This is a genomic window from Schinkia azotoformans LMG 9581 (genome assembly GCF_000307855.1).
GTDB classification, from domain to species: Bacteria; Bacillota; Bacilli; order Bacillales; family Bacillaceae_J; genus Schinkia; species Schinkia azotoformans.
Map to the genome: position 1 here is coordinate 39,040 of NZ_AJLR01000042.1, position 24,543 is coordinate 63,582.

At 31.9% G+C, this 24,543-nt stretch carries 32 protein-coding genes and 1 tRNA gene; 32 read left to right on the top strand and 1 reads right to left on the bottom strand.

Annotated features, from left to right (window positions below; genetic code table 11):
• The first annotated feature begins 57 nt into the window (after nucleotides 1-57).
• From BAZO_RS22650 to BAZO_RS05875, 5 genes are all read left to right on the top strand, one after another.
• The gene (locus BAZO_RS22650; protein WP_169315873.1) at nucleotides 58-210 is read left to right on the top strand and encodes a hypothetical protein; all 153 of its coding nucleotides are present in this window, start codon (nucleotides 58-60) and stop codon (nucleotides 208-210) included.
• 128 nt (nucleotides 211-338) lie between these two features.
• Nucleotides 339-435, top strand: a tRNA-Sec gene (locus BAZO_RS22280).
• Nucleotides 436-607: 172 nt separating this feature from the next.
• Entirely contained in the window at nucleotides 608-1,582 is a 975-nt protein-coding gene (locus BAZO_RS05865) for a tyrosine-type recombinase/integrase (RefSeq protein ID WP_003330415.1), read from the top strand.
• Between the two features lie 13 nt (nucleotides 1,583-1,595).
• Nucleotides 1,596-1,829 carry a hypothetical protein gene (locus BAZO_RS05870; protein WP_003330416.1) on the top strand — a complete coding sequence of 78 codons (234 nt, stop codon included), beginning with the start codon at nucleotides 1,596-1,598 and terminating at the stop codon, nucleotides 1,827-1,829.
• Nucleotides 1,829-2,026, top strand: coding sequence for a hypothetical protein (locus BAZO_RS05875; RefSeq protein ID WP_003330417.1), 198 nt, complete (start codon nucleotides 1,829-1,831; stop codon nucleotides 2,024-2,026). The genes BAZO_RS05870 and BAZO_RS05875 overlap by 1 nt, the downstream gene beginning before the upstream one ends.
• A 257-nt stretch (nucleotides 2,027-2,283) precedes the next feature.
• Here the strand turns inward: BAZO_RS05875 and BAZO_RS05880 are convergent, their stop codons facing one another.
• A complete protein-coding gene (locus BAZO_RS05880) occupies nucleotides 2,284-2,826 on the bottom strand; it encodes a helix-turn-helix domain-containing protein (RefSeq protein WP_003330418.1) in 543 nt (180 codons plus the stop codon).
• Nucleotides 2,827-3,059: 233 nt separating this feature from the next.
• On the opposite strand from BAZO_RS05880, the gene BAZO_RS05885 reads away from it, so the two are divergent.
• The 27 genes from BAZO_RS05885 to BAZO_RS06015 all read left to right on the top strand — a co-directional run bounded on the left by BAZO_RS05885 (nucleotide 3,060) and on the right by BAZO_RS06015 (nucleotide 24,541).
• The gene (locus tag BAZO_RS05885) at nucleotides 3,060-3,530 is read left to right on the top strand and encodes a hypothetical protein (RefSeq protein ID WP_003330419.1); all 471 of its coding nucleotides are present in this window, start codon (nucleotides 3,060-3,062) and stop codon (nucleotides 3,528-3,530) included.
• Nucleotides 3,531-3,573: 43 nt separating this feature from the next.
• Entirely contained in the window at nucleotides 3,574-3,888 is a 315-nt protein-coding gene (locus tag BAZO_RS05890) for a hypothetical protein (protein ID WP_003330420.1), read from the top strand.
• A 1-nt stretch (nucleotide 3,889) separates the two neighbouring features.
• Complete coding sequence (locus tag BAZO_RS05895; protein WP_003330421.1) at nucleotides 3,890-4,606, top strand: helix-turn-helix domain-containing protein; 717 nt, start codon at nucleotides 3,890-3,892, stop codon at nucleotides 4,604-4,606.
• Nucleotides 4,607-4,684: 78 nt separating this feature from the next.
• A complete protein-coding gene (locus tag BAZO_RS05900) occupies nucleotides 4,685-4,900 on the top strand; it encodes a hypothetical protein (protein WP_003330422.1) in 216 nt (71 codons plus the stop codon).
• A 60-nt stretch (nucleotides 4,901-4,960) separates the two neighbouring features.
• Nucleotides 4,961-5,161, top strand: coding sequence for a hypothetical protein (locus tag BAZO_RS05905; protein WP_003330423.1), 201 nt, complete (start codon nucleotides 4,961-4,963; stop codon nucleotides 5,159-5,161).
• 18 nt (nucleotides 5,162-5,179) lie between these two features.
• Complete coding sequence (locus BAZO_RS05910) at nucleotides 5,180-6,889, top strand: DUF3987 domain-containing protein (protein ID WP_003330424.1); 1,710 nt, start codon at nucleotides 5,180-5,182, stop codon at nucleotides 6,887-6,889.
• Between the two features lie 641 nt (nucleotides 6,890-7,530).
• The gene (locus BAZO_RS05915; RefSeq protein ID WP_003330425.1) at nucleotides 7,531-9,186 is read left to right on the top strand and encodes a hypothetical protein; all 1,656 of its coding nucleotides are present in this window, start codon (nucleotides 7,531-7,533) and stop codon (nucleotides 9,184-9,186) included.
• Nucleotides 9,187-9,467: 281 nt separating this feature from the next.
• Nucleotides 9,468-10,073 (top strand): hypothetical protein, encoded by a 606-nt coding sequence (locus BAZO_RS05920; RefSeq protein WP_003330426.1) that lies wholly within the window; start codon nucleotides 9,468-9,470, stop codon nucleotides 10,071-10,073.
• 256 nt (nucleotides 10,074-10,329) lie between these two features.
• Nucleotides 10,330-10,986: a type II toxin-antitoxin system PemK/MazF family toxin gene (locus tag BAZO_RS21115; protein ID WP_003330427.1), complete on the top strand. Its 657-nt coding sequence runs from the start codon at nucleotides 10,330-10,332 to the stop codon at nucleotides 10,984-10,986.
• Between the two features lie 808 nt (nucleotides 10,987-11,794).
• Nucleotides 11,795-12,268: a hypothetical protein gene (locus BAZO_RS05930; protein ID WP_003330429.1), complete on the top strand. Its 474-nt coding sequence runs from the start codon at nucleotides 11,795-11,797 to the stop codon at nucleotides 12,266-12,268.
• 100 nt (nucleotides 12,269-12,368) lie between these two features.
• Nucleotides 12,369-12,575 (top strand): hypothetical protein, encoded by a 207-nt coding sequence (locus BAZO_RS05935; protein ID WP_003330430.1) that lies wholly within the window; start codon nucleotides 12,369-12,371, stop codon nucleotides 12,573-12,575.
• A 131-nt stretch (nucleotides 12,576-12,706) separates the two neighbouring features.
• Nucleotides 12,707-12,979: a hypothetical protein gene (locus tag BAZO_RS05940; protein ID WP_003330431.1), complete on the top strand. Its 273-nt coding sequence runs from the start codon at nucleotides 12,707-12,709 to the stop codon at nucleotides 12,977-12,979.
• Between the two features lie 166 nt (nucleotides 12,980-13,145).
• The gene (locus BAZO_RS05945; RefSeq protein WP_003330432.1) at nucleotides 13,146-13,433 is read left to right on the top strand and encodes a hypothetical protein; all 288 of its coding nucleotides are present in this window, start codon (nucleotides 13,146-13,148) and stop codon (nucleotides 13,431-13,433) included.
• 196 nt (nucleotides 13,434-13,629) lie between these two features.
• Nucleotides 13,630-13,863 (top strand): hypothetical protein, encoded by a 234-nt coding sequence (locus BAZO_RS22925; RefSeq protein WP_235786707.1) that lies wholly within the window; start codon nucleotides 13,630-13,632, stop codon nucleotides 13,861-13,863.
• A gap of 120 nt (nucleotides 13,864-13,983) precedes the next feature.
• The gene (locus tag BAZO_RS05955; protein ID WP_039957058.1) at nucleotides 13,984-14,475 is read left to right on the top strand and encodes a phage terminase small subunit P27 family; all 492 of its coding nucleotides are present in this window, start codon (nucleotides 13,984-13,986) and stop codon (nucleotides 14,473-14,475) included.
• Nucleotides 14,468-16,162 carry a terminase TerL endonuclease subunit gene (locus BAZO_RS05960; protein ID WP_003330435.1) on the top strand — a complete coding sequence of 565 codons (1,695 nt, stop codon included), beginning with the start codon at nucleotides 14,468-14,470 and terminating at the stop codon, nucleotides 16,160-16,162. The genes BAZO_RS05955 and BAZO_RS05960 overlap by 8 nt, the downstream gene beginning before the upstream one ends.
• Before the next feature lie 17 nt (nucleotides 16,163-16,179).
• Nucleotides 16,180-17,412 (top strand): phage portal protein, encoded by a 1,233-nt coding sequence (locus tag BAZO_RS05965; RefSeq protein ID WP_003330436.1) that lies wholly within the window; start codon nucleotides 16,180-16,182, stop codon nucleotides 17,410-17,412.
• On the top strand, nucleotides 17,402-18,019 hold the full coding sequence (locus BAZO_RS05970) for an HK97 family phage prohead protease (RefSeq protein WP_003330437.1): 618 nt from the start codon (nucleotides 17,402-17,404) through the stop codon (nucleotides 18,017-18,019). Before BAZO_RS05965 ends, BAZO_RS05970 begins: the two co-directional genes overlap by 11 nt.
• A 66-nt stretch (nucleotides 18,020-18,085) precedes the next feature.
• Nucleotides 18,086-19,195, top strand: coding sequence for a phage major capsid protein (locus BAZO_RS05975; protein WP_003330438.1), 1,110 nt, complete (start codon nucleotides 18,086-18,088; stop codon nucleotides 19,193-19,195).
• A 9-nt stretch (nucleotides 19,196-19,204) separates the two neighbouring features.
• Nucleotides 19,205-19,546, top strand: a complete 342-nt coding sequence (locus BAZO_RS05980) for a head-tail connector protein (RefSeq protein WP_235786708.1) — start codon at nucleotides 19,205-19,207, stop codon at nucleotides 19,544-19,546.
• Nucleotides 19,543-19,863 carry a phage head closure protein gene (locus tag BAZO_RS05985; protein ID WP_003330441.1) on the top strand — a complete coding sequence of 107 codons (321 nt, stop codon included), beginning with the start codon at nucleotides 19,543-19,545 and terminating at the stop codon, nucleotides 19,861-19,863. The genes BAZO_RS05980 and BAZO_RS05985 overlap by 4 nt, the downstream gene beginning before the upstream one ends.
• Before the next feature lie 11 nt (nucleotides 19,864-19,874).
• Nucleotides 19,875-20,222, top strand: a complete 348-nt coding sequence (locus BAZO_RS05990; protein WP_039957079.1) for an HK97 gp10 family phage protein — start codon at nucleotides 19,875-19,877, stop codon at nucleotides 20,220-20,222.
• Complete coding sequence (locus BAZO_RS05995) at nucleotides 20,219-20,530, top strand: hypothetical protein (protein ID WP_003330443.1); 312 nt, start codon at nucleotides 20,219-20,221, stop codon at nucleotides 20,528-20,530. Before BAZO_RS05990 ends, BAZO_RS05995 begins: the two co-directional genes overlap by 4 nt.
• Nucleotides 20,530-21,096: a major tail protein gene (locus tag BAZO_RS06000; protein ID WP_003330444.1), complete on the top strand. Its 567-nt coding sequence runs from the start codon at nucleotides 20,530-20,532 to the stop codon at nucleotides 21,094-21,096. Before BAZO_RS05995 ends, BAZO_RS06000 begins: the two co-directional genes overlap by 1 nt.
• Nucleotides 21,097-21,099: 3 nt before the next feature.
• Nucleotides 21,100-21,456: a hypothetical protein gene (locus BAZO_RS06005; RefSeq protein ID WP_003330445.1), complete on the top strand. Its 357-nt coding sequence runs from the start codon at nucleotides 21,100-21,102 to the stop codon at nucleotides 21,454-21,456.
• Between the two features lie 216 nt (nucleotides 21,457-21,672).
• Nucleotides 21,673-24,003, top strand: coding sequence for a phage tail tape measure protein (locus BAZO_RS06010; protein WP_003330447.1), 2,331 nt, complete (start codon nucleotides 21,673-21,675; stop codon nucleotides 24,001-24,003).
• Nucleotides 23,996-24,541, top strand: a complete 546-nt coding sequence (locus tag BAZO_RS06015) for a distal tail protein Dit (protein WP_003330448.1) — start codon at nucleotides 23,996-23,998, stop codon at nucleotides 24,539-24,541. Before BAZO_RS06010 ends, BAZO_RS06015 begins: the two co-directional genes overlap by 8 nt.
• Nucleotides 24,542-24,543: the final 2 nt, after the last annotated feature.

Genomic DNA, 24,543 nt, shown 5'->3' on the forward strand with positions numbered 1-24,543 from the left:
TGATGAATAAATATTGGCAGAAACAGGGACTCTATAATTGTGAAGGGAGTGATTACCATGACGAATAAAAAACGACGTAATAACCCACAAGGTGGGAGCCAAAAAGGAAAACCATACAGTGAGGCAGTGAGTGCAGGTGATAACGTAATGGCTGCTGAAGAAATGGAGAAAGCTATTAATCCAACAAGAACTAAAATGAGCGATGGTTAAATAAAAGAGTGGTATAAAACGTCGTTATTTGAGCGACGTTTTTTTAGTTATTTTAAGATAATATAGATGCTATTTCATTGCTTAAATCTATCAAAACTAGTATAATACAAAATGTAATATAATTCGATGGGGTCGGATGGGGTACTGGTGTCCTCCGCGGTCTTCAAAACCGTACGTGACCGCCGTGCGCGGTCAGGTGAGTTCGATTCTCACACGGTCCCGCCAAACCAAGTCTTTTAATGTTTTCATTAATTACATAGTGTAAATAAACATACACGGATTCTTTGTTTAAAAATACGTTAGACCGTGTAAGTCCGCAAGTAGTAATCCGTACAGGTTACTAAGGACATGTTTATTAAAATCATCCTCTACAAAATAACTTTGTGGAGGTTTTTTTATGCAAAGAATTGGACGTACAACTAACCGCAAATATTCAAGAAATTCCACAGGAAAATCAATTCGAGTTGATCTTAATTTAACTCTTGAGGAAATGTTTGAACGTTTTATTTCATTCAAGCAGACCGAAGGACTCCAAGAACGAACTCTCAATGATTATTACATGCACTTTACATTCTTAATGGATTTCATAGGCAAAGACATCACAAGAGATGAGATCACAGAAGACCTGTTTTTGGATTATTCGTCTTATATGATTCATGAAAGAGGTTTGGCTCCCCATACAGTAAATCTGAGAATCCGAACAATGAGAGCCTTTATCCGATACTGCTTTAAAGAAGGGTGGATTGATTATCCAATTCATGAAAAATTCAAGCCAATTAAAGTTGAAGAAGATACTTTGGAGTCATTAACACCTGCTGAATTAAAGGTATTGTTTTCAGTGGTAGATACTTCTACTTATGCAGGGTTTAGGGATTTAGTAATGTTACATGTTTTATTGGATACAATGGTCAGAATTTCTGAACTATTAGCAATGAAAAGAGAGAATGTTGATTTGAAAGCAGGGTTAATCAAACTTGAAGCATCTGGAACAAAGAAAAAGAAATATAGGTATGTTCCATTAGCATCTAAATCAATTAAATTACTTCAAGAATACATTGCTGAATCTGCTGATTTTAATGAAGAAATCTTATTTCTAACTTACGATGGTAGACCAATGAATGACCATACATTTAGGTCAAAAATGAAGGAATATGGTGAATTAGCAGGGATTAAAAACAAACGTGTTTCGCCACATACCCTACGTCATTCTGGGGCGCTTCTATACATCTTAAATGGAGGAGACCCCTTTAGTCTTCAAAAAATCCTGTCCCATAGCGATATGAGTATGGTTAGAAAATATATCCAAATGACAGATACAGACGTGAAAAGGCAACACAACCAATTTAGTCCTTTAAGAAGTGTATTCAAATAAGGGAGGAGTCACAATGTCCACAAATAAAAAGTTTCCAGTTGCAAAGCATTTAAGCGATGGAGAATACCAGTTACTACTTACTGTCTATGCGAATCATAATCGTTCAATGGGTTTAGAGAAAAGAAAGGATTATACACTTTCCGATATTGTCAAAGTAAAGAGAAATCCTAAGGAAAAATGTCTTGAAGTTTATTACGGTAACGGTGACTGGTGGCATTACTCAGCAGTAGATGGGAGTTGGTATTGATGAAACGTTTAACAATTGATATTAATGAATCTGAATACGAGCGATTAAAGGAAATTGCAAATGATAACAAATCAACAGTTTCCAAATTATTAGGGGCATTTGTGCAGGATTTAACCGATTCAGACCGTAGAGGCGGCAGTGATGAGCATTACAAAGCCTATGACTGGCTAAATAGAGCAATGTTGAAATACAGATGAAAATTCAATTGAGACACGATGTCACGATTAAGCAAATAGAAAAAGGAGATAGGCGGCAACCTATCTCCATGTGTACTACAAAAGCACAAATTTGTTTTCGGTGAGAGTGATAACGATAAAGGGGGACGAAATTTCATCCTCCAACTGAGTGACATTATGTAGGGCTGTTAACAAAGATACAATCTGCAACTGCGTGAGATAATCTCACGGTTTAAAAGGGACTTATTAACCCGATTAAATTAAAAAAGAAGATGACACTATTCATCATCTTCAACGCTATACTCTTCACGGAGCCTTTTTATTTCATTATTTAAATTCTCAACTATAAGCTTTTTTAATTCTTTATTATTCATCATAAATTCTGCAATCGTATTTACTATTATTGGACTTTCAAATGCAAAAGTACGTTTTATTTTCTTAAACTCATCTTCAGAAGATTCTTCTATCAAATCTTCTCTAATATTTGTTTCAATGGTGAACTGTAATTCCGTAACTTTCCCTAATTTTGTTCTAAATGATTTTCCAGCTAATATTCCAGTATTCCTTTTATTATCATTTTTATCATTATTAGCATTATTATCTTTTTCATCCTGCTCACTAATACTTATATATTTGCTAGTTTCATCATCTGGAATACCCAATACTTGGATTATTCTTTCCATTACATTCATGCTGGGATATCTTTTACCATTTTCAATATGAGAAATTTGACTTTGGCTTACTCCAACTTTTTCAGCAAGATCAATTGCGGTTATATCTGCCTTTTTTCTGTATTCCTTTATTAATTCACCTAAACTCATAATCAAACAACACCTTTTATTCGTAATATTATTAACTATATTATAACAAAACTATAAATAAAACTCAAATGTAAAAATATTTTTAAATATTACTTGTAATATTATTTGTAATAATGTAATATAAGAATATACCACTTGAAAGGACATGATATAGAAAAAAGAAGCACGAATTAGTTGATCTGTCGGTTTAGTCACTGTAAAACTAAAAATCTATTAAAGTGGAGGAAATTAAAATGAGAGCAGAAGTAGATGTTATTAGAATGGGAAACTATAAGTTTGTAATGGAATTAGATACTGGTGGAGATCCAGATATTCCATACACATTATGGATTTATCATAATAGAAAGCCGTTGTATTATGCAAACGAATACGGTAGACAAGTACATAAAGAATTTCAAAAGAATTACAGTAAGGCTCATTTAAAAAACTTTTGTAATAAATTTGTAAATGATGCCGAATACAGGATATCTATTGTTGGTAAAGAAAAAATCAATGCATCATTAGCATACAAAATAGCTGAAAACTTCATCTTTTCTGATAGCGAATTGGCTGAAAGTTATATTAAGTTCCTTAAAGGTTTAAAACATGCACCAGACGGGGATGAACATGCTAAAGAAATCGACATTATTCTTGCCGAATATGGAGAAGATGATCTATCTTACGACTTACGTGAAAAGGAAAATAAAGCACAGGGAATTTGGTAATTAAAATAAATTAACTAATGGAAATTACAGGAGGAAAAATAAAATGAATAATAACTTTATTGGAGTAAAGCAATTTGACGAATTAGTAAGTGTAATTAATGACAAGTCACTTAAATTATGTGGAATTAATACGGAATTAGCAAAGGAAATCGAATCTCAAACATCATACTCACCAGAATCATATAAAGTAGCATTTGAAACATTAGCAAAACATGTACGAGGATGGGCAGAAGCACATAATGATGGAAGCCTTTTGTTTTCTTTAGTTATGGAATCGAATGAAGATTTAGAGAACGATGAAGATGCTTTTGCTTTAATACAGCATGGATTAAGTAAACAAGAAATGGAGGTCAATTAATATGCAAAAATACACTATGCAAATTTTTAACAAGATTATGAATCATGAAGATTGGAAGGAAATTGGACAGGCTTTAAAACAGGAACGTGAAGAATGGGGAATTGGTATTACAAAGTTAGCTGAAATGCACGGTACTTCTGCATCAAGAATTAGAAATTTTGAAAATGGTTTGCCAGTGCAAATGTCCAAACATCTTGAGCAATGTTACAAGTTGGGACTTGAAAACTATAAAAATAGTATTTCTAAACAAGTTCAACAAGATAGAAAAATATTACAAATTTACGAGGGTGATTTTGATCAATTTAAAGAGAAATTTTATGAATTCCGTTATGAAGCTGAAAAATGGGAACATATATTACATGGTTTTATAGGTGGAAATAAGTTAGAAAATGCTTTCTATGATTGGATAGATAAGCAACAACAATATGTGGATTCTGGGCAAGATGATGAATTTGGAATTACAAATGAACTTTATGGAGATTTAGACGAATTAAGGGAACATTTTAGTTATTTGCTTGAAGAACCAACTTTAATATCTAAAACAATGTTTGAAGCAAAAAGCAAGAAAAATGCTGATTTACTTAATCAACTACTTGAACAATTCAGATTATACATGATTGCAAAGTCAGATGAACAACGACAACAAGCTGAAGATATTTTTCGTGGAAACTTCACAGAACTGTATCAAAGATTTAATAAACAAAAAATAAGTCAGTGAGAGTTTGCCGACAACCACTGACCATTAAAAATTAATTAACTACTGAAATTATATCAAAATTAAGGGAGAAATGAAATTATGAATAGCCAAATTAAAGCAAAAGTAAAAAAGGCAATTGGAAATCAAGTTATTGAAAAGGATTATAAGTGTCCAAATTGTAATTCTGATGTAAAGGTGAAGATTATTTTTAAAGAAGACAAAATAATTTGTACAAAATGTAGGTCGGATTTTCCTATTGATGATGGGACTTATAAAATTATCGAACAACAATTTAAAAAGATGGGGATTTTTTAATAAATACATACACAATCTTGGGGGGATTCGTCCCCCATCCAATATAAAGGAGAAAGACTAATGACTAATTTAAAAGTTAAAGAACGATTTTATTTTTCATATTCAAAGAAGGAATCTGACTTCCTTAAAGAAAAGGGACTATTTTACATAACAAAAGCAATTCATCCCCAATCCAATGTGTGCTTTACGATGTGGGATAGAAATGAAGATTTATTAACAATATTAAAGGAATTTAACCAATTACATAAAAACGTAAATTAATGAAAAGGTGGAAAATTAATGGAAAACACGCAAACTGAATTTCAATACAAATATGATTACGATTGGGATGTTTTGTTAAAATCGAAAGATGGTCATAAGTGGTTTTATTATTTTAATAAAAAAGATGAAAAACCAATTTATAGTGACTATGAAAAACAAATCTTAGAGGAAGAACGTGAATTATATAAGGAAGCACAAGAAGCATGGATTCAATTGGAGATAGAAAAGCAAGAAGATCCGTTGTATTGGGAAAATTATTTCCATCAATATGAGGACTTTATGACAGATGAGGAACTTAAAATTGTTTCTGATTTGGCTAGACCTACATCATCAAAGTTAGAACGGGAATCTGATATAAATTACATAAACGATGATAATCAAGTTGAAAACATAAAATTTCCTATTGAAGTTCTTCCTAATGTAGTGAAGAAATACATAGTTGCGTCTGCTGAGATTACACAACAGGACGTAGAAATATTTGCACTTCCTTCATTAATTGGTTTAGCAACTGCAATAGGTACATCAAGAAAAGTTGCAACTAATAAAGACTATAAAACTTTACCCATTCTATATGGGGTATTAATAGCAAATCCTGGGGCAGGGAAATCACCAGCAATAAGTAAAGCATTAGAGCCATTAGAGGAATTACAAAAAGAAGCATTTGAGCAATATTATAAAGATAAAAAACAATATGAAATTGATTTAGAAAATTATCAAAAGGGAAGAAAAAAAGCAAAAGATGAAGATTTTAATGAAGAAGCACCAGTTCCACCAAAATTAAAAGAATACTTAGCAAATGATGCAACAATTGAAGCAATCACAAAATTAATGGAAAACAACCAAAAGGGTATTGTTAGTATTCAAGATGAATTTGAAGGATTCTATAACAGTTTGAATGGTTATAGAGCAGGAATTGGTGCAGATTTACAAAAATGGTTAACTATCTGGAATGGTGGAATGTTAAAAGTTGATCGGCAGCAGCAAGAGCCTAAATTTATCAAGGAGACATTTTGTTGTTTGATTGGAGCCATGACTCCAAGTGGAATAGCAAGAATTGCAGCTAATGGTAACACAGATAATGGGTTCCTTGATCGAATACTGTTCTGCTGGATAGATTCTAATAGATCATTTAAAATCACAAAAGAGTCAATGCCTGAACAAATCAAAAATAATTATTTTCAGTTATTCAAAGAATTGACGGAATTGAAATTCAAAAAGGATAGAGATATTCCATTAAATGATGGTGCTTTTGAAAAGTATGATTCCTATAATGATAGATTAGCAGAAATTGCAGGAGAAGATGAGAAATTACAATCAATTCATTCTAAGATAATGATGTATCTTGTCCGTTTTGCACTTATCATACATCTTTGTGAGCAACAAAAAGAATTTGTAAAGCATGAAGAAATTCAGGCTGAATCAATGGATAAAGCAATTCAACTATGTGAATATTTTCGAGGACAACAGTACAAAATCTATGACAAGTTAACAACAAGTGAAAGTGAAATCCTATTTGATAAAGCACTGAAGGCAATTAAAAAGAAGTCATACAAGGAAGGTAAAGATTTTCTTGTTAAAAGAAGAGATATCTATAAAAATATGAAAATAAAAGTTGAAAAATTTAATGAAATCGAACCTATTCTAATTGAACATGAAATTTTGAGTGTAAAGGATAAAAATTCAAGAGGTACATTGGTATATTTTGTGAATCAAGATAAATTAAAATAAATGATTGTCCCTCAACTGTCCCATCGCATAAGAGACAGTCAAAAGCCTATTGTTTCAAGGGTTTAGAGGGGATTGTCCCACTGTCCCTATTGTCCCTATACAAAGATACATATGTACACTGTCACAAAAGTACTTATAGGCATTTTTGAATATATATATATATATATTTACATATATAGACACTATTTTTTAATTTTCATAAGGGGACAATAGGGACAAATTCATTTTACATACTTCAATCCCTTGTGGCTCTATGGGTTTAGTTGTCCCTGTCCTTTTGAGACATAAGGGGACAATAGGGACAATCTATAAAATTACCGAACTATATAACTTGTCTGTAATTATAACATTTATTGAATCTAATTGGAATAGATAGTTATAAAAATAAATGAAAGATAGTTAAGAGAAGGGCGGTCACATTCGAGAAAGGCACTCGAATATTCCCTTGCATGTTCAAATGCTTACGCATTTTCACATGGATTGGATTTTTAAGCAATGGTTCAACTTCAGTTTGAATCAGAACAACAAAATTGTGGTAAGTATACAACCAACAATACAAGGGTGACAAGTACCCATAAAGGAATGATTTGTAATGAATAGAATGAGCGAAAAATTAATGAAAATTTGGAGGAATTATTCTTATGACATTTTTAAAAGAGAAAGATATTATCAAATTCAATGAGGAACAAAAGGAATTAAGAGAAAATTTACCTAACCTTTATCAAGCCATGCTTCAGGCGGTTAATGGTGACGATTATTATTTACAACTCCATATTGTGCCAAAGAAACATTTTTATACTGTCAAAGGTAAACGAAAAGCCAATGACTATATGACGTTTCATGAGCCAAAATTGAAAGCATTAATACATAAATTACATGCTAAATACTGTGACAATAAAGCAAGTGTAATATCTGGGCGGTACGGATCAACTAAACTTGGTGTAATTACATCTCAACAAGTATTTGAAAAAGAGGAAGTTACCATGATGCTTATTAATTATCTGACATGGTTTCCATCACAGATCATTGAAATTTATGAAGATGAATTTATCAAGGTTCCATCTGTTGAGGATTTCAAAGGGGAAAATGATGAGCATTCCAATAACAAACTATTAAACTACATAACTAATTTTTTTGAAATGCAGGTTGTAGTACCAACTTTGAATAAAAATAAAAATGTTAAACGTAGAATGATTAATGGGCAGACATATTACGTAAAGGAAAATGATTTAGAAATCACATCATTTGAGGACTTAAAGACTCCATTTAAAAATAATAATACGAATGATGATGAGCCGCAGGATATTACGGAAATTTTAGATGCTAGAGATCGGGTACATACATATTACAAAACAGAATCACAGGAGTTTATTGTTAATAATTACAGGGATGTATTGACTAAGAATCAAAATGAAAAGTTAGATTTATTGATTCATGCGGTTAAGTCTAGAATGGTGCATATTGATGATTTGTTCAAGGATGCTCTTGTATTAAATAAAGAAGCAGTCGGTCGAATTTTATTTGTTGATAAAGAAAATAATTATCGGCAGCCAGCAGTGACAAATATGCTTAACTCCATGAGAAAAAGAATGAATAAGGCAAAAGTGAAAAAAGGAATTAAGTATAACTTGATTAGAAGTGATTATGCTAAGTTTCCATTATTTCCAGCTAAAGACAATAAGAAGTACAAAGAGAATCAGATTGAATCCAAATACATAATTAAAGAATATCAAATTAATGACTTGTATGAAGATGTCCGATTTTATAAGGATGAGCAAGTTATTCCTGCATTTGAGATTGAACGGTTAAGAAATAATGAAATTACTGTGGATGAACTATTTGAAAAGTACATGATTGATCTGGATGTAGCCAAACAAAAAGATGGGGCAGTAAGTGCATATAAGCCAGTTGACAGAGATTTACATTCAAATGATGAGTTGTACATATTAACTGAGGATGAAATTAATAAATTATTTCATTCGCATTGCAAAATGATATTAGATGGAATAAGAAGCGGTTCAATTAAATTTGTAGATGATAATGGAATGAAGAGAGCCACAACCGATAAATTGAATCCGATAACAATTGAAGAATTTAATATATTAGTAAATAGACCATTGGTGTTAATGGATAGTAAAAACAAAGAAATTGAAATAATATCCAATAATTTAAATATGAGTTATTTTAATGTTAATACCTATTATATTAAGGAATCTAAGTGTTTTGTGATTGATAAAAAGAGTAAGTACAAATATATAGATGCCAGTGTATTTTCCAAATTAAAACAAAGTTGTTAAATTTTATTATTATTTTGTCATAATATATTATGAAGGATTATAATAACCTTCGTTTTTCCCTTATTTATTCATTTTTTAGGCACTGACTCAATTGGGTTGGTGTCTCTTTTTTGTTCTTTTACAACTGAATATTTATTCTGCAAATGCAGACTCAGGGAAAGAGTTATCATCCTCCTAATTTAAATATTGTTGGACAAATGTCCAACGGATGCTGAAGGAGAGTTCTATTTTGGGACTCTTTTTTTTATGCGGAAAAACAATCTTATAGGAGGAGTATTAAAATGGAAACAAATGAAGTTAGAAAAGTTGGAAATGTATACATGGATGGTGACGTTATATTAGTATCGATTCCAGAATTAGATTTTTGTAAAAAGTATCGGGCGAATACCAAAAAAGGATTAATTTACAATACTGAAAAAGGCAAGTATTTGAAGATTAATCAAAATAAACGCTTTAAATATCGTTATTCAACTTTTACATATTATGTTGGGGAGAAGAAATACAAAAAAAGACGTTCTGTTCATGCTTTGATTTATTCAGCAGCAAATGGTACGAAATGCGAATGGTGGCTTTCTCTAGGATTGGAAGTTAATCATGGAAAAATGGGTAAAGGATTTGATGGAATAAAGAATTTATCCCTTTGTTCGAGAAAACAACAGTATCAAGAAGAGTTTGATCCTGATATTAAAATAAAAATGAGAAACAAACGCAGATTGACCAAAGATGAAGTAATTACTATTAAAACAGATTGGTTAACTACTGATAAAGATGAACATAAAGCAAAGCCTAACTTTTGTAATAAATGGTCAGAGGAATTAGGATGCAGTTATAGTTGTATTGAAGATATATTGAATGGTAAGACCTGGGCAAAAATTAAAGTTGCTTAATACATACGTAATAACCTTAAACTGTTACGAATAGGCTAATACAAACAGTTTAAGGAAGTGATATATATATGAGTATAGGTTGGTGGACAGCCGCTTTAATTGGTATTGGATTAACTTTACTTGCAATAGCATCAATACCTTTGTAAAAGGCATCTCTTTGTGAGGTGTCTTTTGTTTATTACATAATATTACAAGTTATAAAGGATTTTCCTCTAATCTTGTCGAATAATTGATATGATTGGAGGTGAAAAAGATAATGGATTGTCTAGAATTTTTAGGTTTGCCTACGGTTTTACACAAAGAAAAGAAATTGAAAGAAATGGATAGTAATGAAAAGTCTAAATTGCTTCAGCAACAAGAAAATTCTATTATATTGAATTGGGATTCGTGTGACATTGAAACACAAAATCGCTTGAAACAACAATTAGGAAGTATTGATAAACAAATACTTCATTATGATCAATTACTTTCATTTTCAAATTGGACATTTTCAAAATATACTTATGAAGAAAGAAAACAAAAACAGATGTATCAATGGGATATTTTTTATTGTGAATTAGGTCATAATATTGGAACGGAGAAGAATAAAACAAGACCTGTATTAATTATTCAAAAGACAAAAGGATATTTGAATGCAAAGACCATAATGATTGCTCCTATAACTATTGGTGAAAATTTTACGAATCTTTATAAACATGAAATTCTTATTGACCACACTGAAAGAGGAAAGATTCGTGGGAAAATAGATTTGTCCCATATAAGGTCAATTGACCGATCACGTTTAGATGAGAAGTATTCAGATAGACTATTAAAAGAAAATGAATACATTTCTAGATTTGGTAAAGGTAATTATGAGACAACGCAATCAAAGGTAAATAAAGCATTAAAAAGATTATTTTCTATTGACGAATAAGATAAATATTGGTATTCTAATTATAGAATATTTGCCATAGGGCAGTGGATAAGTGTTTTGGTGCGAAAGCACTGTGGAGATTAAGACATCACATTAATTTGTGGTGTCTTTTTCGTTGTACAACCAAATAAAGCAATATACAAAGATAATCTGGACTGGATTGTCTTTGTATTTTTGTAAAAGGAAAGGGAGAAAAGGCTCCCAATCCGTTATTTTTTGTTTCTTTTCTTTTTGTTTCGATGCTTCTTTGACGATGTTATTATCTTACATATAGTCAGTAAAGCAATGATAATTTCCAAAAATTGCTTTACTAATTCCAAAAAGTTCATTATATCTACTCCTTTAATCTAACCAATAAAATAAAAAAGAAAAATAGGGGAAAGGGTGAAATCTAAAAAAAAACGAACAAATCACAAATAAATGTGGAAATTGTTCGTTTTGATTACTCTCTTATTGATTTTTTGGACACAGTTGTACAAATTTTTGTACTACTATTCTTAAAAACACCCATTCTTCCTTAAAAAAGGATTCGACTTTTTGGATAAATAACCCATTCAGGATGTTAGTATTTCACTAACATCAATTTTGATTAATAAGTCAATCAACATCACTTTAAGCTGCATAGCAAGTGATTAATTTAGATAAAACCTTTTAAAATTTTTAGATTTCGCCCTTAAATCAAGTTTAATTTAATAATCGACATTTTACAACTGTTTTTATGAAATATTTTCATTGAATTACAGGATTCTCCAAATGTTTGTAGAATATTGAAAGTGTAAGTATTTTACAATATGAGGAGATGGGATTAATGGATAACGAAAAAGATGATGAGTTAATGAAACTTCTTAAAGAACAAAAGGATCGAGAAAAAGAACGTGATGTATCTGCGGATGAAGCTACTGATAAATATATTAGGTCTACTAAAAAACTAATTGAAAATATCAAAGAATATTTAACTCCATATATTGATGAGGGAATGTACACGGTAAATGAAAGTAAATTTGGTAACAAATTAACAGAATTAAACATAGAAGATTCGATTGGTAACAATGTGGTATTTAGACCAAGATATAGTTACTTACCTTCAGCAAATAATATAGGTATGGTTGATGTTACCAGCTTCAAAAATGGAAATAATCAAGGAACTATAGAATTTCATTTATATCCTAATGAAGATTTTTATCGTATAAATAGTGATAAACCATTGGATAAAGGTGTAAAAATAGATAAAGAATCCTTCCTTACCTTTTTAACAGACTTATTTAAAAAGTTATATCTGTAATTATTGTGGTCACTCTCTGTGGCTGAGTTTTTAATTTTATTTGCCCATTAAAAGGTAAATTAAACCTTCCTGTCAAATATTAAAGGCAGGAGGGATTATTATGGTTTATAATTATTATTTCTTAATCACATACGGAAAAGATAAAATCTTAGTATTGGCTGAAGATGGATATCAAGCTGTAGAAATTTGGGTTAAGTCAAAAAGGAAAAAATTAGAAGATGAAGGAAGGGCATTAATATTTAGTCCCGATAATTATATTGTTGAAAAATTAAATAGAGAAGATTTTGTATTAAAGGCATCCAATTAAATACATGGTTCATTTTACAATAGGAATCGAACAGTTTAAATTATTTTGCCCGAAGAGGCGTGAATTGTCGCATGAGTATCATTATTTGTGCGACTTTTATACTTATCACTTAATTTAAGGTGTGATATCTAATGTCAGTACAAAAGCGAAAAATCCCAGTTTTAAAAGGCGAAGATGCGAAAAGATTTTTGGAACGCAAAGCTAAAGTAGATGAAAAAATAAAAAATACATCGGAAACTTTTAAGAAATTGTCTCTTAAAGATGTATTTAAGGACAATCGGGATAAAATTATTGAATTAGCTGAAAGTAATACGGTTAGGAATGAAGACGGGTTAACCGTGTTGACAGATGAAGAAAGAAAACAATCTATGGATTATAGAAAACGTAGTTGGGAACGAGATTAAATATATCTGTCCTCCGAGAATGACGGGGACATTAATATGTAGAATATCATTCATGAGTAAGGCAAATTTAATAATTTATGATTATTGGACTCCATTTTTTACAGTGGTGTCTTTTTTTATTTAAAAACTTTCAGTGGGCAAATTTTATTCAAAGGGAGAATGTAAGATGATTAAACACATAGATAGTGAATTACAACAAGTATTAGCTGACATGTATATCAATGTAAAAGATAAAAGTAAAACAGATAATGTGCTTGAAGAAGCCCAAGAACTCATTGAAGAGTTTGGAGATAGTGCTTTATACGATGTGTACAAATTGGTTAAGAGTGCAAAGCTACCTGACGGTGAATCGGAATATATTTACGGTTGCCTGTGCGGAGGGTACGGTTTTAATATGGCTGATTTTTTACAGGCAGTTGAAGATGGCATTAGAAATGAGATGAGCAAACAATGATCGAGGTATTGGAAGAGAAATAGTAATGCTTAAGTCATGTCAATATTGTCATAGCATACATGACACCAAATATGATTGTCCAAAGAAACCTAAGAAAAGTCGTAGTGAGGATAAGACAACTGATGCGGATAGATTTAGATGGAGCAGTGTGTGGCAAAAGAAAAGGAAGCAGATTAGGGAATCAAGGGATATGCATATGTGTCAAGTGTGTATACGTGAATTATATAATACTTCAATCAAGTATAACTATACTGATATACAAGTACATCATGTCATTGGATTGCAGGAAGGTGAAGAGGGTTGGGATAGAAGATTAGACAATTCAAATTTGATTTCTCTTTGTCCATATCATCATGGTATGGCAGAACATGGAGAAATAAGTAAGCAGGAATTGTTTGAAATAATAAATGAGCAGGAAAACAAATGGTAAATACCCCCCATATTCTGATAAATTATTTTATAAAAGTTTTCTACAACGACGATGCCCTCACGGTCACTAAAAATTCCGAAATGGGTAGTATTGGAAAATAAAAGAAAGGTAGGTGATAACGTGGCAAGAGCATCTAAGCCAGTTGATTTACAAACTGCACACTTAACAAAGCAAGAATACACCGAAAGAAAACAAGCAGAGGAACAATTGAAAGGTAATGATGACTTAGTTTATAAGCCACCAAGCCACCTTTCAAAAGAAGAAAAGAAGGTTTATAGGTTTATTGTCAAGGAATTACAGTCAAGTGGAATATTAAATAATTTGGACATTACAATACTTGAAACTACAGTTGATGCCATTGTTAGAATGCAAGAATGTAAGAAAATAATAGATGAGCATGGGCTTGTAACTGTCAAAGACGAGGGTGTTATTATTAGAAATCCTGCAAGTATAATCTATAAGGATTATAATGCAATATTCAATAAATGTTGTATGGAATTAGGATTAAGTCCTTCTGCCAGGTCTAAATTAGCAGTATTAAATGTTAAAAATGACCAAGATAAAAAAGATCCATTGCTGATGGTAATAAATGGTAGTGGTGCCGATGGGTAATATTAAAGATAGTAAAGCCTATCAGTATTGTCTATGGTGCTTAGAGGATGATAATCAATTAGTTGGTAAATATGTGAAAAAACAAGCTAAAGCATGGATTGATATTGTGAATGGTCATAATGAAGAGGCTAGTATTGATGAGAAAATGTTCAATAAGGTTTGTGGGATATTAAAATTAATGGTGCATCCAGACTTAGGTGTTAGTATTTATGAGGGCATGGAAAATTATCAATGGTTTTTTGTTGTAGCTACACTTTGTACTATCAATAAAGAAGATAATGCTAGATATTATGAAACAAGTTTACTTGAAATCAGTAGAAAGAATTATAAGACATTCGGTAGTGCAATTGTATTTATTATTGGCATGTTGCTTGAGCCAAAGTTTTCTCGGTTATTTAGTGTAGCACCTGATTATAAATTATCGTCTGAATTGAAGTTAGCCGTTAGAAAAATCATTAAATCAAGTCCATCATTAGAGGATAGATTTAAAATTAAACGAGATATGGTTGAATGTAAACTAACTGATATTGAATACACTCCATTAGCTTATTCTAATGATGGAATGGATGGTAAATTAGCAAATATTTTCTTAGCGGATGAAGCGGGAATATTGGACGATTATCCAATCGAGGCAATGAGATCATCACAAATAACATTAAAGAATAAATTAGGAATTATTATTAGTACACAATATCCAAATGACAATAATGTGATGCTAACTGAAATTGATTATGCAAAACGTGTATTAGATGGACTTGTTGAAAATAAAAGATATTTTAGTTTACTGTATGAGCCTGATGAGGAAATCAGGAAACAATGGGAACATAATGATTTGGTTATTTATCAATCGAATCCTGTTGCAGTAGATAATAATAATGTATTTAAAGCCATAGTTGATAAAAGAACTATGGCTATTTTGTATGAATCAAAACGTGAGAATTATCTATGTAAGCATAACAATATCAAGTACAAAGGCATTGGTGCAGATGGCTATGTATCAAGTGATCAAATTAAAGCATGTAAAGCAGATAAAGAGTGGGATTGGAAAGGAAAGTCTGTTTACATCGGTGCTGATGGTGCCGAAAGTTATGACAATTCTTCAATTTGTATGCTTGGATATGATGAAAATACTGGTTTTGTGCATTCAAAAACATGGTGTTTTATTCAAGAGGATTACATTGAAGATAAAAGTAAACGTGAAAAATTCGACTATAGAAAATCAATTCAAGATGGTAATACAATAGTTTGCGGTGAAAGTGTACTTGATTATGCTCAATTTGAACAATTTGTAGTTAATTTACAACATGAATATGGAGTAAATATTGTTGGGATTGGGTACGACATACGAAATTTAAGAAATTCTGCTCAAAAATGGGATCGTGATCATGGGTTGGTAACGATTGAAGTAAAGCAACATAGTAGTGTTTTACATCCAACAATTAAATGGCTTAAAGAGTTGATATTAGAGAAAAGATTCTCATATTATAACAATTTGGTCTATGAAAATAACTTTACTAACTGTAGACAAACAGAAGATACAAACTTAAATAAGTACATAAACAAAAAAGTAAGTGTTAAGACCGCAGGTAAAGTAGATATGGTTTTTGCAACCATTAACGCACTATATCTGTTGATGGATGATGTAATTATTAATCCAGAATCAGATTGGTCAATACAAGTTATTTAGTAGAAAGGGGTGAGAAAATGGGATGGATACAACGTTTTAAAGAGTGGCGAGAGTATGAAATGAGAGCAGCAACACTAGAGGAATTGATTCTTCAAGCAGGAATTGGTGTTGATACAATTACGAAAGAACAAGCACTAAACATACCTTCTGTAGCTGGTTGTGTTGAAATCATTAGTAATACAGTTGCCATGTTGCCAATTAATTTATATAAGGATGAAAATGGTCAAGTTTCTATAGTTGATAATGATGTTCGGGTACGATTATTGAATGATGATACCAAAGATACCTTAAATGCTTATCAATTTAAGAAACAATTGATTGAAGATTACTTATTAGTTGGTAATGGTTATGCGTATATAAACAAGGATAGAAACAAAGTAAAGAGCCTCCATTATGTTGATGAGGTTAATGTATCTGTTAATAAGAATGTTGATCCAATTTTTAAAAGTTGTGATGTTCTTGTCAATGCCAATTTGTATCGAGACTTTGAGTTTCTAAAGTTAACTAGAAAAACAAAAGATGGTGTCACAGGTAAAGGAATTGTCAATGAACATAATGACATGCTTTCAGTTGCATATTTAACTATGAAGTATGAAAAGATATTGCTCAAAACTGGAGGCAATAAGAAAGGGTTTCTAAAGTCACAAAAGAGATTAAGTGAAGAAGCATTAACTGCATTGAAAACAGCTTGGAATAATTTGTACAAAGACAATACTGAAAATGTAATCATTCTTAATGACGGAGTGGAATTTCAGGAAGCATCTAGTACATCTGTAGAAATGCAGATGAATGAGAATAAGCGTACAAATTCAGCAGAAGTAAGTAAATTATTTAGTGTTCCAATGGGGTTACTTGAAGGAAATGTCACCGATGACCAATACAAAAACTTTATCAAACTATGTATATTGCCGATTCTGAAAGCATTTGAGACTGCTTTAAATAAAGATTTGTTACTTGAATCAGAGAAAGAACAATATTATTTTGCATTTGATACGAGGGAATTATTAAAAGGCGATATTGAAAAGTTGTATCGTGCTTATGAAATTGCAATTAAAAATGGTTTCATGCAATGGGATGAGGTTAGGTATGAGTTAAATTATCGGCCATATGGATTGAACTTTATCAAACTTGGGTTGCAAGATGTTCTATACAACGTGGAAACGAAAGAAATTTACACTCCTAACACGAATAAAACATCTAATTTAGATAATTTACCTGCACCAGAAAGGGGTGATAAAGTTGAAAATTGAAATTAGGAATGACTCTGTGAAATTAGAAGGTTACGTCAATGCAGTAGAAAGATTTAGTCGCCAGATTCCTAGTATTAGAGGGAAGTTTATTGAGCAAATTGTTCCTAAAACTTTTGAAAGAGCATTGTCAAAAGGAAATGATGTTGAATTAAGATTTAACCATCGCCCAGATAGAGTATTAGGCTCAATGAAACAAGGGAATTTAACACTTTATGAAGATAACATTGGACTACGTGCCCAATGTATTGTTACTGATCAAGAAGTCATTGAACTTGCTAAAAAAGCAGAATTACGAGGTTGGAGTTTTGGTTTTGTCGCTACTAAAGACCGTTGGGAAGACGGGGATGGAATACAAAAGAGATACATAGAAGATATGGACTTATTGGAAGTTAGTTTACTTTCAGTTACACCTGCTTATGTTGGAACTTCTGTCGAATCTAGAAATGGAGAAACTTACATAATTGAGTCAAGAAATGAAGAATTTAATGCAACAGTTGAAGATTTAACAGAACAAATTAATGAAGATAGGGAAGAACCAAAACCAATTGATTATTCCTTAATTGAACAAGAAATTGAATATTTCAAGTTGAAACAAAGAGGATGCTAGTAAATTAGTATTCTCTTTTTATTTTATTAAAAAATATTAAGCCAATAGGCAGAAAGAGGTTATAACATGAAGGAATTAATTGAAAAGCGTAATGCATTAGTTGAAGAGATGGAAGGATTATTAAATACCGCTAAAACTGAAACAAGAGCCTTTACTGAGGTAGAAACTAGTCGTATTGAAGAAATTAAGGCTGAAATTAGAGGACTTGACAACACAATTAAAGCTGAGGAGGAATTAAGAGCAATGGAGAAAAAGGTTGAGATCAAAGAAGAAAAGCAAGTAGAACAACGTGCATTAGATGAGGCTAATTTTATCAAGTTTATTAAAGGTGAAGAACGTGCTTTAGATGTTGCAAATAATGGTGGGGTTATTCCAACTACAATCGCTAACCGTATCATTGAAAAAGTAAAGGAATTATCACCAATTTATTCAATGGCTACTGTTTTTAATGTAGGTGGTGATTTAGTATTTCCTGTTTATGATGAAGTAAATTCAAGTATCGGGGCAGCTTATTCTGATGATTTAACTGAATTAACAGAAGGTACTGGTAAATTTACAACTGTAAAACTACAAAACTTTATTGTTGGTACCCTTGCAAAAGTATCTAAATCTTTAATTAATCGTACTGATTTTGATTTAGTTTCCTTTGTGATTGGTAAAGTTGCACAATCAATTGCTGATTTCTTAGAAAAAGAATTGATTGTTGGTACAACAGGAAAAATGGAAGGTATCGCTTCTACTACAAATACTGTAACAACTTCAACTGTTGGTAAAGTTGTTGCTGATGACTTAATTGATCTACAAATGGCAGTACCAGAAGTATATCAAGGTAAAGCCGTATTTATTATGCACAAAAATACATTAAAAGGATTACGCAAATTAAAAGATAATGATGGTAATTACCTATTAACAAAAGATGTTGCAAATGGTTTCGGATGGAATTTACTTGGTCGATCAGTTTATATTACTGAATCTGCTGATGAAGTTGCAACAGGAAAGAAAGCTATTTTCTATGGTGACATGAGTGGTCTTTATGTAAAACTTGCTCAAAATGTTGAAGTTCAAGTATTAAACGAGAAATTTGCAACTCAACATGCTATCGGTGTAGTTGGTTATCTTGAAGCTGACTCTAAAGTTGTAGAAGGTCAAAAGATTGCAGCATTAGTAGTACAGTAATTAATTTAAATGCGGTGGTATGAGTTTTCACTTGTACCACTGTATTTTTTAATGGGGTGGTGCAATGTGAAAATTAGTGAAATTACAACACAAAATATTAAAGACTATGCACGAATTAGTTTTAATGATGATGATGAATTAATCAGTAATATTATGATTGCAGTTAAAGCGTATATCAAAAGTTATACAGGATTATCTGATGAAATAGTAGATACAAAAGAAGACTTGTCAATTGCTTTTATGATTTTATGTGCAGAAATGTACGATAACCGAGAATTTACAGTCCAAAAAGATAAGGTTAATGTTGTTGTCCAATCTATATTAGATTTGTATTCGGTGAATTTATTATGAATGCAGGATTATTTAGGAACAAAATAGTTATCCAATCGTTTTCTGAAAAAAAAGATGAACTTGGACAAATTTTAAAAGAATGGACTAATACTTATAATCTATGGGTGATGATTAGGACTATACAAGGGACTGAATATATTGAAGCATCTGCTACACAAAATCAGGATACAACACGTTTTGTAATTCGATTTATGAAGAATATTGAGCCAACTATGAGGATAGTGTACAAGAATAAAATCTATAATATTATCAGCGTTATCAATGATGATGAAGCTGATAAGACATTAACCATTATTGCGAAAAGTGGTGATAGTTAATGGCTATTAGTATTGATGATTTATCAAAAGAAATTGCTAAACAACTTGAACAATATGCCAATGTGATTGAAGAGGAAATTGTAGTTGCTTCTGATGAGGTAACAAAAGAAGCGGTTAATAAATTAAAGCAAGAAAGTCCTAAATTAACTGGTGATTACCGCAAAGGTTGGACAAGAAAAAAAGAAGGTAATGGGTATGTAGTACATAATAAAACAGATTATCAGCTTACTCATTTACTCGAAAATGGGCATGTAAAACGTGGTGGAGGTAGAGTTGGAGCTAAAGTACACATAAGACCTGTAGAAGAAGAAACAATTAATGAGTTTGAGCAACGGATTGAGAAGGTGATTAAGTCATGACATTAATCGAATTAAAAAATATCCTTGATGCTACAGGATATCCTGTGGCTTATTCACATTTCAATTCTCAACCAGTAACCCCATACATTTGTTATTTATCAACTAATTCTTCAAATTTTATGGCTGATAATAAAGTATATTCCAAGTTTAATAATGTCCTAATTGAATTATATACGGATAAAAAGGATTTACAAGCAGAAAGAAAACTTGAGGATACTTTAGATCAACATGACATTCCTTATGAAACATCTGAATTATTTATTGATTCAGAGCAGTTATATCAAAAATTATATGAGGTGAATTTATAATGAGCGAAAATAAAGTACAATATGGTTTAAAAAATGTGCATTATGCAACATATACGGTTAATGCAGGTGTAATTACTTATACTACACCAGTAAAAATTCCCGGTGGTGTTAGTTTAACTCTTAACCCAAGAGGGGAATTAGTGGAATTTTATGCCGATGATATGCTTTATTACTCAGCAAGTAATAATCAAGGTTATGATGGAACACTATCTATTGCAGCAATTAATCAACAATTTGCAATTGATTGTTTAGGCGAGGAATTAGATGAAACAGACGGAGTTTTAACAGAAAAGTCTTCAGGTAAAGGTAAACCATTTGCCTTATTGTTTGAATTTGATGGAGATCAAAAGGCGACTCGTCATGTTCTATATTCTTGCACTGCAAACAGACCAAATGTAACAGGGAATACGAAAACAAATACTGCTGAACCACAACCTAGTGAACTAACGTTCGTTGCAAGTCCTAGAGAGACAGATTTAGCAGTAAAAACTAAGACTACTGCAACAACAACTGAAGGAATTTACAATGCTTGGTATTCTTCAGTTTACGAAAAAGCAGGTGCTTAATAAATGGAAAAAACAGTAACAATTGATGGAAAAAAAGTAAGATTTAAGTCAACTGGTGCAACTGCTTTAAGATATAAAGCACAATTTAAGAAAGACTACTTTTCTGAAATTCTAAAATTAAATCAGCTTAGTAAATTAAAAGTTGATAAGAATAGTCAGCTAGATTTAGATAATGTTGAATTGGATAATGTTGACTTCGAAGTTTTTTTTAATATCACTTGGTCACTCGCTAAAACTGCTGATAATTCTATACCTGATCCATTGACATGGTTAGATGGGTTTGACGTGTTTCCAATTTTAGATATTATCCCAGAGTTAACAGATATGATTGTGGAGAGTATACAAGCTAAAAAAAAGTAGAGAGTGGGGCGGGCAGTGGTGAGGAGATTACTACTGATACGCTCCTTATTTTATGTAAAAGATGCGGATTAAATATTGAAGATATGGAAGACATGACAATTGGAATGTGTATGGATTACATTGATGAGTTTGTTGAAATGAATACATCAAATGAAGATAAAGTTAGAATGGCTAGGCAAGCGGAATTTGATTCTTTTTAAAAAGTGAGGTGAGAACATGGCGGGAAAAATTAAGGGAATTACAATAAGTATTGGCGGTGAAACGACTGGACTTCAAAAGGCATTGAAAGATGTGAATAAGCGTAGTCAAGACTTATCAAAAGAATTAAAATCTGTTGACCGTCTACTTAAATTAAATCCAAATAATGTTGAGTTAGTTGCCCAAAAACAAAAATTATTGACTGACCAAATACAAGCAACAAAAGATAAATTGGATCAATTAAAACAAGCTGAAAAACAAGTGCAACAACAATTTGAACGTGGTGATATTAGTGCAGAACAATATAGGGAGTTTCAGCGTGAATTGGTTGCAACTCAAGGAAAATTAGATGGTTTAAAAAATAAATTAGCGGGTTTAGAACAAGAACAAAAAAACGCTGCTGAATCTACTAAACAATTAGAAACATTATTCAAATCTACAGGAAAAAGTGTTGATGATTTTGCAGATGTTTTAGGTAATCAACTAACTAGAGCGATTAAAAATGGTACAGCAAATTCTAAACAGCTTGATGATGCGTTACAAAAAATTGGACAAGAAGCACTTGGAACAAATGTTGATTTAGACAAAATGAGAAAGGCTTTAGCATCTATAGATGATGGTGCTTCAATAAAGAGCGTAAAAAAGGAATTAGGTCAATTGTCCAAAGAGGCTGAACAAGCCGAATCATCCGTTAAAGAGTTAGGGAATGAATTAGCAGGATTAGCTGGTGGACTTGTAGCCGGTGGTGGAATAGCTGGTGTTGTTAGTCAAGCACTTGATACATCAGGTATTAATACTAAAATTGATATCATATTTGACGTGCCGGAAGAATCTAAAAAGGCTGTTAAACACGCTGTTATGGATATACAAGCATATGGGGTGGATGCAGAAGCAGCGTTAGAAGGTGCTCGTAGACAATGGGCACTTAATAAAAATGTGAGTGATGAAGTAAACCGTTCCGTTGTAGAAGGTGCAGGAGCAATTGCATCAGCGTTCAGTGGTATTGATTTTACTGAGTTAATTCAGGAAACGAATGAAATATCAAGTGAATTAAAAATTACTAACGAGGAAGCATTAGGACTGACAAATGCGCTGTTGAAGATGGGATTTCCTCCCGAACAATTAGATATCATAGCGGAATACGGTGGACAATTACAAAGAGCAGGTTATAACGCAGAAGAAATTCAAGCGATATTGAAAGCTGGTGTAGATACTGGCAGTTGGAATATTGATAATCTTTTGGATGGATTAAAGGAAGGTCGTATTCGTGTTGCTGAATTTGGTGAAGAAGTACCTAAAGCTTTATCTGAATTAATTGAAGGTACTAATATATCTTCTGAGCAATTGCAAAAATGGGGTAGAGATGTAGCAAAAGGTGGAGAAGATGGCTCTATAGCAATGAATGAAATTGCAAATGCTTTAAATAGTATTGAAGATGAAACCAAAAAGAATCTTATCGGAGTACAAATTTTTGGCACGATGTATGAAGATCAAGGACAAAACGTTATTGATACATTATTGAATGCAAATGCTGAAATAGTTGATTTAAAGCAGAATCAAGAAGGCTTAAATGACACTATATCAAAGATTGATGCAGACCCAGTAGTTAAAATGAAACAGGCTATGTCCGATTTAAAAATAGCATTAGAACCAATACTATCTGTTATCGCTTCTGTAGTTTCAGCAATAGCAGGATGGATTTCAGAAAATCCAAAACTAGCAGCTACAATAACTGCAATTGTATCAGCGATTGGTATCATTTCAGGTGCAGTATTAGCATTAACACCCATCATTTCTGCAATTACAAGTGCTTTACCGATACTTGGAGTAGCATTTACTGCATTAACTGGACCCGTTGGAATTGCAGTGGCATCAGTATTAGGAATTATTGCTATCGGTACAACGCTGATTAAAAACTGGGACACAATTAAAGAAAAAGCATCAGCATTAAGGGAGAAAATTGCCAATTTATTTAAAGGCATTAAGTGGGAACTCCCAAAAATAAAACTTCCGCATTTTAGTTTATCAGGTAAATTTGACTTAATGCCACCTGACATTTCTGTTCCAAAAATAAAAGTAGATTGGTATAGGGATGGAGGTTTATTCCCTGCCAATAGTCCACGTTTAGTAGGTATGGGTGATGCAAATGTACCAGAAGCAGCACTTCCTTTATCTGATGCAGTTCTAGGAAAAATTGCAAGTATGATTAGTGACAGAATGAATGGTGGCAACGGTGGAAATGTCATTGTTCAACAAATGGTTGTACGTGAGGATAATGATATTAAATTAATAGCAAGAGAGTTATTTAATTTAGTCGAATTACGGAAAAGAGGTGTTGGCATTGTCTAAAGGATTAACATTCAAAGGTGTTCATTCGTCTGTATTCGGGTTACTAATGAGATCGATAAATAGGCAGATTCTACCTTCCTTTCGTGATGAATACGTAGAAATAAACGGTCGCCCAGGTACTATTTTGTTAAGTGATGAACCAGGCGATATCATTCGTGAGGTAACATTTGGGTTACCAGTTATGACTACTGAAGAATTACGGATTAAATCACGTCAAATAGCAAATTGGCTCTACTCGACTGATAAAGAAAAATTGCAGTTTGATGATGAGGAACAGCATTATATTGGGAAAGTTGCTAATCAAATCGACTTAACAGAGCAAATGAAATTTGGCGAATTTACTGTGTTATTTAAGTGCGAACCTTACGCTTTAAGTGAACAGAAAACCGTCAAGCACATCATAAATACGAGCGGACAAACACTAACTTTTGTTAACAATGGAACAGTTAGAACACCACCAATTATTAAGATTAAAAACACTGGAAGTTCAACAATCAATGGATTTACGTTAGAGGTAAAACATGTGGAAGGAGTGTAGCG